This window comes from Stenotrophomonas sp. NPDC077421 (genome assembly GCF_049545505.1).
Classification (GTDB): Bacteria; Pseudomonadota; Gammaproteobacteria; order Xanthomonadales; family Xanthomonadaceae; genus Stenotrophomonas; species Stenotrophomonas nematodicola.
Map to the genome: position 1 here is coordinate 65,163 of NZ_JBMWDP010000009.1, position 11,221 is coordinate 76,383.

An 11,221-nucleotide genomic window follows, 5' to 3' on the forward strand; every position below is an offset into this window, starting at 1 on the left:
CCCGACAAACCTGAACACGCAGACATGTTGCCTTCGGCGGGGTTGTGGCTAACTAGCGCCCCGGATCATCAACGACGGAACGACGCGTGTGAAGAAAGCAGGACGATGGGGGCTGGCCGCCCTGATGCTGGTGGCGGCCCTGTGGGTGAGCGGCTGGCTGGCCTTCCAGTTCCCCGGGCCCGCGTGGGTGCGTTACGGGGTGGTCGGGGCCTGGGCGTTGTTTGCCGTCGGTACTGCGGTGGCGGTGGGCCGCGCCCGCGCCGGCCGTTGGCCGGGGCCGGTGTTCGTGACGGTGCTGGTGGTGACCGGGGTGTGGTGGCTGCTGGTGGCGCCGCGCCAGGACCGGGTCTGGGCCGACGATGTCGCCCAGCGGCTCAAGGTGGTCGCGTTCGATGGCAACCACGTGGTGCTCGACAACGTGCGCAACTTCACCTGGCGCAGCGAGGACGATCACGATGTGCGCTGGGAGCGCCGCGCCTATGACCTCGACCAGTTGCGCTCTGCCGATCTGATCCTGTCCTACTGGATGGGCCCGACGATCGCGCACACGCTGGTGTCCTTTGGCTTCGCCGATGGCCGCTACCTGGTGTTCTCGCTGGAGATCCGCAAGGAGCGGGGCGAGTCGTTCTCGGCACTGGGTGGGTTCTTCCGCAAGTTCGAGATGACCCTGGTGGCCTCGGAGGAAACCGACATCGTGCGCGTGCGCAGCAATGTGCGTGGCGAAGATGTGTATCTGTACCGCCTGCAGGGCATGACCCGCGAGCAGCTCAAGGGGCTGTTCGTGTCCTACCTGGGCGAGGCGCGCAAGCTGGATGCCGCACCGGCGTTCTACAACACGCTGACCAGCAACTGCACCACGATCGTCTACGAACTGGCCAGGCAGATCGCGCCGGGCCTGCCACTGGACTACCGGCTGCTGGTATCGGGCTATTTCGCCGAGTACGCGCGCGATCTGGGCGTGCTGACCCCAGGCGTGCCGTTCGCCACGCTGAAGGCGCGTGGGCGCATTACCGAACGGGCCCGCGCCGCCGGCGACGCGCCCGATTTCTCCCGCCAGATCCGCCGCGGTGTCCCCGGCATCGAGCAAGGAATCGAACCATGATGCTGTGTGTGAATGGCCTGTCGCGGCGCGTGCTGCCGTTGCTGGCGATGGTGCTGTCGCTGCTGTTGTCCAGCGGTTGCGCGATGGTGACGATGAAACAGGTGGCGCCTACCGACTACCTGGCCAACAAGCGCGGCGACGTACTGACGTCGGGGAAGTTGAGCGCCGCCTCGCAGGAAACGCTGAGCGTCATCGGCCTGGATGAGGATCTGTGCGCCAAGGACACGGTGGCCTGCCAGAAGACGCTCGAGGACACCGTGGTCCTGCCCGAGGAACAGCGGTTGTCGGCGCTGTCCGAGCTGTGGGTGAAGACGGCGCTGGGCCTGAGCCCCAAGCCGAAGGACCGCGACAAACACCCGATGTCCGATGCGGCGCTGGATGCGTGGCTGGAAGCGGCACGCTATGCCTATGCCTACCTCTTCTTCAGCGGGCGTACGCCGTCCGATCGCGCGTTCGAGGACCGGCAGACCCAGGTTCGCGACTACTACAACTACGCTGCCGAACAGACGGCGGCGGTAGTGTTCAAACGTGCCCGCGCGCGCGCGCTGGAAGGCGAGGACTACAACGCACCAGTGGCCGGCGAGCGCTGGACGCTGACCTCGGACTTCGATGAACTGCGGATGCCCAGCATCCCCACCAGCATGGTCTCGGCCTCCTCGGTGAGCTTCGCCGGGCTGCGCAGCACGTATCGCCGTGATGGTTTCGGCGCCGAACTGGTGGTGGTGATGGACCCGCCCAAGCTGGTGGCGCCGGCGGACGGCCAGAAGGCCGCGATTCCGCAGTACAGCGAGATGTCGGCGATCAATGCCACCGCCCTGCTGCGCTTCAAGGGCGATACCCTGCAGCAGGTGCTGGATACCACCCAGGTGCTGTTCGATGTGTACTCGCCGGAGTCCACCGAAAGCGTGGACCTGCACGGCGAAAAGGTGCCGCTGGCCGGCAACTTCACGGCCGCCTACGGCATGTGGCTGGCCCAGTCGGGATTCGCCACGCAGTCGCTGCGCACGTTGTTCGGACTGAGCGAAGGCATCGCCGAGCCGCACATGTACCTGATGCAGCCGTGGGACCCGAACCGCCGCATCATCTTCATGCTGCACGGCCTGGGCAGCAGTCCGGAGGCGTGGGTCAACGTGGCCAACGAGGTCATGGGCGATCCTGAGCTGCGCCGGCATTTCCAGGTGTGGCAGGTGTACTACCCGACCAATGCGCCGATCGCGTTGAACCGGTTCGAGATCAACCAGGCGTTCAACAACACGCTGAAACACTTCGATCCCACCGGCAGCAGCCCGGCCTCCAAAGACATGGTGTTCATCGGCCACAGCATGGGCGGCGTGCTGGCGCGCCTGCTGGTGACCTCATCCGGCGACGCACTGTGGGACCAGCTTCTGGCCAACTACGATCTCAAGGGCGAACGGCTGAAACGGGTGGAGGCCAAGCTCGGGCCACTGCTGCACTTCACCGCCGAGCCCAGCGTGGAGCGTGCGATCTTCATCGCCGCGCCGCACAAGGGCACCGACATCGCCGGCAACCGGATCGGTCGCCTGATCGGGCGGCTGGTGCGTCTGCCGATCACCCTCCTGGGCAAGTTCGAGGATGTGTTCCAGACCCTGCAGCAGGCCGAGACGCAGTCGGCGCAGCCGACCAAGCTGCAGATTCCCAACAGCATCGACAACCTCAAGGCCAGCGATCCATTCGTGAAGGCGGCCGGTGCGCTGCCGATCATGCCGGGGCTGAAGTACCACTCGATCATCGCCCAGCGCAAACCCGAGGTGCCGCTGGAACAGTCCGACGACGGGCTGGTGCCGTACTGGAGCGCGCACCTGGAGGGGGCGGTGTCGGAGAAGGTGATCATCTCCGGCCACAGCGTGCAGGAAACCCCGCAGGCCGTGCTGGAAATCCGCCGCATCCTGCGCGAGGACCTCAAGGAAGTGGGCGACGCGCACCCGTAGAGCGGGGCTCTGCCCCGCTGCGTTGGGCCGATGCGAAGGGCAGCCGGGTAGAACCCGGCGCGCGGTTGGGCGCGCACCCGTAGAGCGGGGCTCTGCCCCGCTGCGATGGGCCGATGCGAAAGGCAGCCGGGTAGAACCCGGCTCTACAGGGGCCTTCAACGGTTGCCGGAGGGAAACCGGCGCGCGGTTGGGCGCGCTCCCGTAGAGCGGGGCTCTGCCCCGCTGCGTTGGGCCGATGCGAAAGGCAGCCGGGTAGAACCCGGCTCTACAGGGGCCTTCAACGGTTGCCGGGTGGAACCCGGCGCGCGGTTGGGCGCGCTCCCGTAGAGCGGGGCTCTGCCCCGCTGCGATGGGCCGATGCGAAAGGCAGCCGGGTAGAACCCGGCTCTACAGGGGCCTGCAACGGTTGCCGGGTAGAACCCGGCTCTACAGGGGCCTTCAACGGTTGCCGGAGGGAAACCGGCGCGCGGTTGGGCGCGCACCCGTAGAGCGGGGCTCTGCCCCGCTGCGATGGGCCGATGCGAAAGGCAGCCGGGTAGAACCCGGCTCTACAGGGGCCTTCAACGGTTGCCGGGTAGAACCCGGCTCTACGGGGGACTTCAACGGCAGCCGGGTAGAACCCGGCTCTACGGGGGGCCTTCAACGGTTGCCGGGCGCTACACGCGCCGTGCCACGGCTGCGCTGGCCACGGCGAGGAGCAGCATGATGGCGTAGGTGAGCAGGTAGCCGACCATCACGTTGCCCTGCAGGAACAGGGCGAACAGCGAGCCGGAGATGGCCAGCGTGGTCGCCACGCCGAGCGCTTCGCTCAACTGCAGGGCCGATGTGTTGGCGCCCTGTTCGGCCGGCGGCGACAGTGACAGCGTGAGCACCGACAGGCTCGGGTAGATCAGGCCCATGCCGAGTCCGGTCAGCGACCAGCCGGCCAGCGCCAGCCACAGCGGCACGCCGGGCTGGATCGCCAGTGATGTGGCGAGGATGCCTGCGCACATCAGCAGGGCGCCGCTCTGCAGCAGTTGCCGGCGTGACCAGCCGCGCTGCTGATGGCCCTGCAACCAGGAGCCACTGAACCAGCCCAGTGCGCCCAGGCTCAATGCCACGCCCGCCAGCAACGGGGTCAGGCCGCGTTCGCGCTGCAGCAGCAGCGGCAGGAAGGCTTCGCAGCCGAAGAAGGCCGAGGCGGCGATGCCGCGCAACGCGATCACGCTGGGCAGGCCGCGATGCAGGCGCAGGGTGCCGCGCGGCAGCAGCCTCCAACTGCACAGCGCGAGCAACGCCAGGGCCGGCAGCAGCAGGCCCAGGGCTGCCCAGCCGGACTGCTGGCCGCCGATATACAGCAGCAGCGCGCCGATCGACGCACCGATGGCCCAACGCACCACCGTGGGGTGGCTGTCGGCAGCGGCGCCGGTGGGCGGCAGCTTGCGCAGCGCCGGGCGCAGCAGCAGGGCGGCCGGGATGGCGAGCAGAGGCACGGCCAGGAACACCCAGCGCCAGCCCAGATGCTGCACGATCAGCCCGCTGATGCTGGGGCCGATCAGCGAAGGCACCACCCAACCGGCGGAAAATGCGGCGAACACGCGTGGGCGCATTGCCTCTGGAAATGTGCGGCCGACCAGGACATACAGCGCCACCGAGATCGCACCGGCGCCCAAGCCCTGCATCAGCCGGCCCAGCACCAGTATCGGCATGTGCTGGGCCAGCCCGGCCACCAGCAGGCCGGCGATGAAGCAGGCCAGACCCAGCCACAGCGGCCGCGCCGGACCGCGCTGATCGCTCCAGCGTCCGGCCAGGGTCATGCCGATGACGCTGGTGGCCAGCGTTCCGCCGAAGGCGAGTGCGTAGAGCCGCAGGCCATCCAGGTCATGCGCGACAGTGGGCATGGCGGCGGCCACTGCCAACGCCTCAAACCCGTGCAGCGACACGAGGGCGACCATGCCGATGGTGGTGGCGCGGTAGGTCGGGGACAGGATCGACGGCGATGGGGCACGATCGGGGGCGGACGCGGTGACGCTGACATCGGAAGACATGGGAACATCCAGGCAACAGGGGGGCAGGGCGCTTGCAGGGCGCCGGCGCACAGCGCAGGATGTCACCTGAACCAAGGTTGAGGTCAAGCAGTGATCGCGCAGGAATTGAGTGTAGGCGAAGTGGCGAGGCGCAGTGGCGTGGCGGTATCGGCGCTGCACTTCTACGAGCGCAAAGGGCTGATCCGCAGTCTGCGCACGGCGGGCAACCAGCGCCGTTTCGCCCGCGATGTACTGCGCCGGCTGGCGGTGATCCGCGTCGCGCAGCGGGTGGGAATGCCGTTGGAGGCCGTCTCCGCCGCCTTTGCCGCGCTACCGGAGAACAAGACCCCGACCAAGGCCGAATGGGCACGGATGTCGGCGCTGTGGCGCAGTGAGCTGGATCAGCGGATCGAGCAGCTGCTGCTGTTGCGCGACCAGCTCACCGACTGCATCGGCTGCGGCTGCCTGTCGCTCAAGCGCTGCCGGCTGACCAACCCGGGCGATGCACTGGGCGAGCAGGGCGACGGCCCGCGGCGCTGGGAATGAACACGTACCGGCCAGCGGCCGGCACGGCCGGGCCTGGGCGTCGGCTCACCAGACGGTAAGCACCTGGCCGCTCTGCACACCTTCCACGCTGCGCTGGTAGGCCAGTGACGCACGCTGCGCGGTCACCGGTTCAAACCCGGGGAAGTACGCGCCGTAGTTGTCCATCGACTCGACCAGCACGTTCGGGCTGACCACATTGATGCGCAACCCGCGCGGCAGCAGTTCGCAGGCGGCACCGCGCACGAAGCCTTCCAGCGCCGCATTGACGGCGGTGGCGTTGGCGCCGTCGCGGATCGGCTGGGCGCTGACGATGCCGCTGGTCAGCGTGATCGATCCCCCCACCCGCAGATGGCGCTGTGCGGCCAGTGCCAGCCGCACCTGGCCGAGCAGTTTGTCCTGCAGGCCCAGGTTGAACTGGTCGGCACGCATGTCGGCCAGTGGACCGAAGTGCAGGCGGCCGGTCGTGGCGACCACCGCATCCAGCGTGCCGACCTGGTCGAACATCGCCTGCACGCTGGCATCGTCGGTGAGGTCCACCTGCACGTCGCCGCCGTGCCGGCCGGCACGAATCAGTTCATGGTGCGCGCCCAAGGTGGCGGCAACGGCCTGGCCGAGGGTACCGCTGGCGCCGACAAGCAGAATTTTCATGGGGCTCGCTCCGGGTGAGGGAAGCCCAGTCTGCGCTGCTGCGAGTGGTTCGGTAACCGGCGTATGCTTTGCAGATTGCAAAGCAGGGGTTTCCAATGGATACGTTGCGCTGCATGCAGGCGTTCGTGGCCGTGGTTGAACAGGGCAGCTTCAACGCCGCCGCCGAGCAGTTGGCGGTGTCGTCAGTGATGGTCGGCAAGTACATCCAGCAGCTGGAGACGCACCTTGGCGTGCGCCTGCTGCAGCGGAACACACGCCGCCAGAGTCTCACCGATGCCGGCCGCAATTACCTGGCCGGCTGCCGGGCGGTGCTCGAGCAGGTGCAGCAGGCCGAAGCCAGTGTGGAAGGCCTCCAGGCGCAACCGCAGGGTGTGCTGCGGATCAGCGCGCCGGTGACCTGGGGCAGCTGCGTGCTGGCGCCGCTGGTGGCGCGCTACCTGGCCGCGTATCCGCAGGTGACGGTGGAACTGGACCTCAACAACCGCCGCGTGGACATGATCGAAGAGCAGTTCGACGCGGTGGTGCGGATGGGCCAGCTCGGCTCGGCCGAATGGGTGGCGCGACCGCTGCCGCCGTATGCGATGCAGATCTGCGCGGCGCCGTCCTACCTCGCGCGCAAGGGCATTCCGCAGCATCCGGGTGACCTGCGCGACCACGATTGCCTGACCCACCTGGCCTGGCGCGGGGGGCATGGGTGGCGGTTGCGCGGGCACCCCGAGCAGGACTGGTCGGAGCATTCGCGGCTGCTGTGCAACGACGGCGACGGCCTGCGTCGCGCCGCATTGGCCGGCGCCGGGCTGATCCTGCAGCCGGCGGTGATGCTGGCCGAGGAGGTGGCGGCGGGGCGATTGCAGCCGGTGCTGGCCGATTACCTGCCCGAGCCGCGTCCGTTGCATCTGGCCTACCTGCCGGATCGCCGGCCGCGGCCGAAGCTGTCCAGCTTCGTGGCGTTTCTGCTGGACAGCGTCGGCGCGGCAGCGCCGGCCTGAGGGCCGTCAGTCGTTGGCGGCCGACAACGCCTGGCCGCGGCGGGTGGCGGCCTCGATCGCCCGTCCGACGATGGCCTCGAAACCGTCGGCCTGGAACGATTCGATGGCCGCCTGGGTGGTGCCGTTCGGCGAGGTCACGCGGCGGCGCAGCTCGGCGGGCGCTTCGCCGGATTCATCGAGCATGCGCGACGCACCGAGCAGCGTCTGCACAACCAGCACGCGCGCGGCATCCGGAGCGAGGCCCTGCGCTTGCGCGGCCGCCTCCATCGCTTCGGCCAGCAGGAAGACATACGCGGGGCCGCTGCCGGAGACGGCGGTGACCGCGTCCATCCGCGCTTCGTCGTCGATCCAGACCGTGCGCCCGGCGCTGGCCAGCAGCGTGTCGGCCTGCTGGCGCTGGGCGTGGCTGACACCGGCGGTGGCAAACAGCCCGGTGACGCCGGCGCCGAGCAGGGCGGGGGTGTTGGGCATGGCGCGGACCACCGCCGGGCTGCCCCCCAGCCAGCGCACCAGTTGCGCGCTGGTGATGCCGGCTGCGATGGAGACCACCAGGGGGGCCTGTGCTGCGGCACTCTCTTCCAGCGACGCGCAGACGTCGCGCAGCACCTGCGGTTTCACCGCCAGCAGCCAGACCTGCCCCTGCGCGGCGGCTTCGCTGGCGCTGGCGTAGGTGTGCACGCCGAAGTCGGCGGTGAGCTGGCTGCGCAGCTCGGCCACCGGTTCGGCGACATGCAGATGGGCGGGGGCGACCCCTTGGCGGATCAAGCCGGCGATCAGGCTGCGGGCCATGTTGCCGCCGCCGATGAAGGTGATCGAAGTGCTGGTCATGAGGCGTCCTTGGTCAGAGGGGAGCGCCGGGGGCAACCCGGCTGCGTGGTGCGAGGCAGATCGTAGCGGCGGGTTCCACGGGGCTGCGGGTGTCGTGTGCGGGAAGCCGCGGGGCAGAGCCCCGCTCTTCGGATCAATGGCGTGCGCCGAACAGGGCGGTGCCGATGCGGACCAGGGTGGCACCGTGGGCGATGGCCTCGGGGTAGTCGCCGCTCATGCCCATCGACAGCGTATCCACCGCCGGATGGGTGGCCGACAGTGCCTGGAACAGCCCGCCCATGCGCTCGAACGCCGCCGCTCGGCGCGATGCTTCGGGCCACGGCGCGGGGATGGCCATCAGGCCGCGCAGGCGCAGGGTGGGCGCGGCATCGATTGCTGCCGCCAGCGCCGGGATCGCCTCGGGCGTGCAGCCATGCTTGCTGTCTTCATCGTCGATGTTGACCTGGATCAGCACGTTCAGCGGCGTGAGGGAGGCCGGGCGATGTGCGGCCAGCGCGGCGACCAGTTTTGGCCGATCCACGCTCTGCACCCAGTCGAAGTGCTGTGCCGCCAGTTCGGCCTTGTTCGACTGCAGGTGACCGATCAGGTGCCACTCCAGGCCCAGCGCGGCCAACGCGTCGATCTTGGCCACCGCTTCCTGCACGTAGTTCTCGCCGAACGCACGCTGCCCCTGCGCGGCCAGTGCGGCGACCGCGTCGGCCGGCTGGGTCTTGGAGACGGCCAGAAGACGGGGATCTGGCCGCCCGGCGGCCGAGGCCGCGTTGTGCAGGTTCATCAGGAGGGTGGACAGGGGCAGCGCGGACACGGGCGTATTCCGGTAGATCAGGAACGCTATACTGCCGCCCGGGGAAAGAACCTTCCAGTCGCAGCAGTCATGGGGAGTAGCAGCGCATGGATATCGCCGAACTGTTGGCGTTTTCCGTAAAGAACAAAGCGTCGGATCTGCATCTGTCGGCCGGCCTGCCGCCGATGATCCGCGTGGACGGCGATGTCCGTCGCATCAACATTCCGGCCCTGGACCACAAGCAGGTGCATGCGCTGGTGTACGACATCATGTCGGACAAGCAGCGCCGCGATTTCGAAGAGTTTCTCGAGGTCGACTTCTCGTTCGAGATCCCGTCGCTGGCGCGCTTCCGTGTCAACGCGTTCAACCAGAACCGGGGCGCCGGTGCGGTGTTCCGTACCATTCCCTCGGAAGTGCTCACGCTGGAAGACCTGGCGTGCCCGCCGATCTTCCGCGAGCTGATCGACCAGCCGCAGGGCCTGATTCTGGTCACCGGCCCGACCGGTTCGGGCAAGTCGACCACGCTGGCGGCGATGATCGACCACATCAACAAGAACGAATACGGCCATATCCTCACCGTCGAGGACCCGATCGAATTCGTCCACACCTCGCAGAAGTGCCTGATCAACCAGCGTGAAGTCCATCGCGATACGCATGGCTTCAATGAAGCGCTGCGTTCGGCCCTCCGTGAAGATCCGGACATCATCCTGGTCGGCGAACTCCGCGACCTGGAGACCATCCGTCTGGCACTGACCGCTGCCGAAACCGGTCACCTGGTGTTCGGTACGCTGCACACCAGCTCGGCGGCCAAGACCATCGACCGCATCATCGACGTGTTCCCCGCCGGCGAGAAGTCGATGGTGCGCTCGATGCTGTCCGAGTCGCTGCGTGCGGTGATCTCGCAGGCGCTGTTGAAGAAGGTCGGCGGCGGGCGTACCGCCGCGTGGGAAATCATGGTGGGCACCCCGGCCATCCGCAACCTGATCCGCGAGGACAAGGTGGCGCAGATGTACTCGGCGATCCAGACCGGCCAGCAGATGGGCATGATGACGCTCGACCAGCATCTCCAGGACCTGGTCAAGCGCAGCCTGATCACGCGCAACCAGGCCAAGGATTACGCCAAGGACAAGCGCATTTTCGAATAGAGGTCGCGCCGGGCCCGGCCCGGTTCGATACGTTCGGTAGTGCCGGCCGCTGGCCGGCACCTGGCAATCTTCGGAGCACACCGCGATGAGCACCACCACCATCGACTTCACCTCGTTCCTCAAGCTGATGGCGCACCAGAAGGCGTCGGACCTGTTCATCACCGCCGGCATGCCGCCGGCGATCAAGGTCAACGGCAAGATCTCGCCGATCACCCAGACCCCGCTGACGCCGCAGCAGAGCCGCGACCTGGTGCTCAATGTGATGACGCCGGCGCAGCGCGAGGAGTTCGAGAAGACCCACGAATGCAACTTCGCCATCGGCCTGTCCGGTGTCGGCCGTTTCCGCGTGAGCTGCTTCTACCAGCGCAACCAGGTGGGGATGGTGCTGCGTCGGATCGAGACGCGCATTCCCACCGTGGAAGAGCTGAGCCTGCCGCCGATCATCAAGACGCTGGCGATGACCAAGCGCGGCATCATCCTGTTCGTCGGCGCGACCGGCACCGGCAAGTCGACCTCGCTGGCGGCGATGATCGGCTACCGCAACCACAACTCCACCGGGCACATCATCACCATCGAAGACCCGATCGAGTTTGTGCACAAGCACGAAGGCTGCATCATCACCCAGCGTGAAGTGGGCATCGATACCGACAGCTGGGAAGCGGCGCTGAAAAACACGCTGCGCCAGGCACCGGACGTCATCATGATCGGCGAGGTGCGGACCCGCGAAGGCATGGACCACGCCATCGCATTTGCCGAGACCGGCCACCTGGTGCTGTGTACGCTGCATGCCAACAACGCCAACCAGGCGATGGACCGCATCATCAACTTCTTCCCCGAGGACCGCCGCAACCAGCTGCTGATGGATCTGTCGCTGAATCTCAAGGGCGTGGTGGCCCAGCAGTTGATTCCCTCGCCGGACGGCAAGTCGCGCAAGGTGGCGATGGAGATCATGCTTGGCACGCCGCTGGTGCAGGATTACATCCGCGACGGCGAGATCCACAAGCTCAAGGAAGTGATGAAGGAGTCCGTGCAGCTGGGCATGCGCACGTTCGACCAGAGCCTGTTCGAGCTGTACCAGGCCGGCGAGATCAGCTACGAGGATGCCCTGCGCTACGCCGACTCGCAGAACGAAGTACGCCTGCGCATCAAGCTGTCGCAGGGCGGCGACGCGCGCACGCTGTCGCAGGGTCTGGATGGGGTGGAGATTTCCGAGATCCGCTGACG

10 protein-coding genes are annotated in these 11,221 nt (G+C 67.7%); 6 read left to right on the plus strand and 4 right to left on the minus strand.

Going from position 1 to position 11,221, the window contains the following annotated elements:
- Positions 1–124: 124 nt before the first annotated feature.
- Together ACPEH1_RS06925 and ACPEH1_RS06930 are read left to right on the plus strand one after the other, a co-directional pair.
- The gene (locus ACPEH1_RS06925) at positions 125–1,102 is read left to right on the plus strand and encodes a DUF4105 domain-containing protein (RefSeq protein ID WP_017356299.1); all 978 of its coding nucleotides are present in this window, start codon (positions 125–127) and stop codon (positions 1,100–1,102) included.
- Complete coding sequence (locus tag ACPEH1_RS06930; RefSeq protein WP_312710502.1) at positions 1,099–3,051, plus strand: alpha/beta fold hydrolase; 1,953 nt, start codon at positions 1,099–1,101, stop codon at positions 3,049–3,051. The genes ACPEH1_RS06925 and ACPEH1_RS06930 overlap by 4 nt, the downstream gene beginning before the upstream one ends.
- 656 nt (positions 3,052–3,707) lie before the next feature.
- On the opposite strand, the gene ACPEH1_RS06935 is transcribed toward ACPEH1_RS06930, so the two are convergent.
- The gene (locus ACPEH1_RS06935) at positions 3,708–5,078 is read right to left on the minus strand and encodes an MFS transporter (protein WP_262072125.1); all 1,371 of its coding nucleotides are present in this window, start codon (positions 5,076–5,078) and stop codon (positions 3,708–3,710) included.
- 90 nt (positions 5,079–5,168) lie between these two features.
- On the opposite strand from ACPEH1_RS06935, the gene soxR reads away from it, so the two are divergent.
- Complete coding sequence (gene soxR, locus ACPEH1_RS06940; RefSeq protein WP_017355465.1) at positions 5,169–5,603, plus strand: redox-sensitive transcriptional activator SoxR; 435 nt, start codon at positions 5,169–5,171, stop codon at positions 5,601–5,603.
- A gap of 45 nt (positions 5,604–5,648) precedes the next feature.
- On the opposite strand, the gene ACPEH1_RS06945 is transcribed toward soxR, so the two are convergent.
- A complete protein-coding gene (locus ACPEH1_RS06945; protein WP_017355466.1) occupies positions 5,649–6,251 on the minus strand; it encodes a short chain dehydrogenase in 603 nt (200 codons plus the stop codon).
- A 95-nt stretch (positions 6,252–6,346) separates the two neighbouring features.
- On the opposite strand from ACPEH1_RS06945, the gene ACPEH1_RS06950 reads away from it, so the two are divergent.
- Complete coding sequence (locus ACPEH1_RS06950) at positions 6,347–7,240, plus strand: LysR substrate-binding domain-containing protein (RefSeq protein ID WP_423715505.1); 894 nt, start codon at positions 6,347–6,349, stop codon at positions 7,238–7,240.
- A 6-nt stretch (positions 7,241–7,246) separates the two neighbouring features.
- Here the strand turns inward: ACPEH1_RS06950 and proC are convergent, their stop codons facing one another.
- On the minus strand, positions 7,247–8,068 hold the full coding sequence (gene proC, locus ACPEH1_RS06955; RefSeq protein WP_136006506.1) for a pyrroline-5-carboxylate reductase: 822 nt from the start codon (positions 8,066–8,068) through the stop codon (positions 7,247–7,249).
- A 133-nt stretch (positions 8,069–8,201) separates the two neighbouring features.
- The gene (locus ACPEH1_RS06960) at positions 8,202–8,843 is read right to left on the minus strand and encodes a YggS family pyridoxal phosphate-dependent enzyme (protein WP_136006597.1); all 642 of its coding nucleotides are present in this window, start codon (positions 8,841–8,843) and stop codon (positions 8,202–8,204) included.
- 116 nt (positions 8,844–8,959) lie between these two features.
- Between ACPEH1_RS06960 and ACPEH1_RS06965 the strand changes: the two genes are divergently transcribed.
- Entirely contained in the window at positions 8,960–9,997 is a 1,038-nt protein-coding gene (locus ACPEH1_RS06965) for a type IV pilus twitching motility protein PilT (RefSeq protein WP_017354961.1), read from the plus strand.
- A gap of 85 nt (positions 9,998–10,082) precedes the next feature.
- On the plus strand, positions 10,083–11,219 hold the full coding sequence (locus ACPEH1_RS06970) for a PilT/PilU family type 4a pilus ATPase (RefSeq protein WP_017354960.1): 1,137 nt from the start codon (positions 10,083–10,085) through the stop codon (positions 11,217–11,219).
- Positions 11,220–11,221 lie beyond the last annotated feature (2 nt).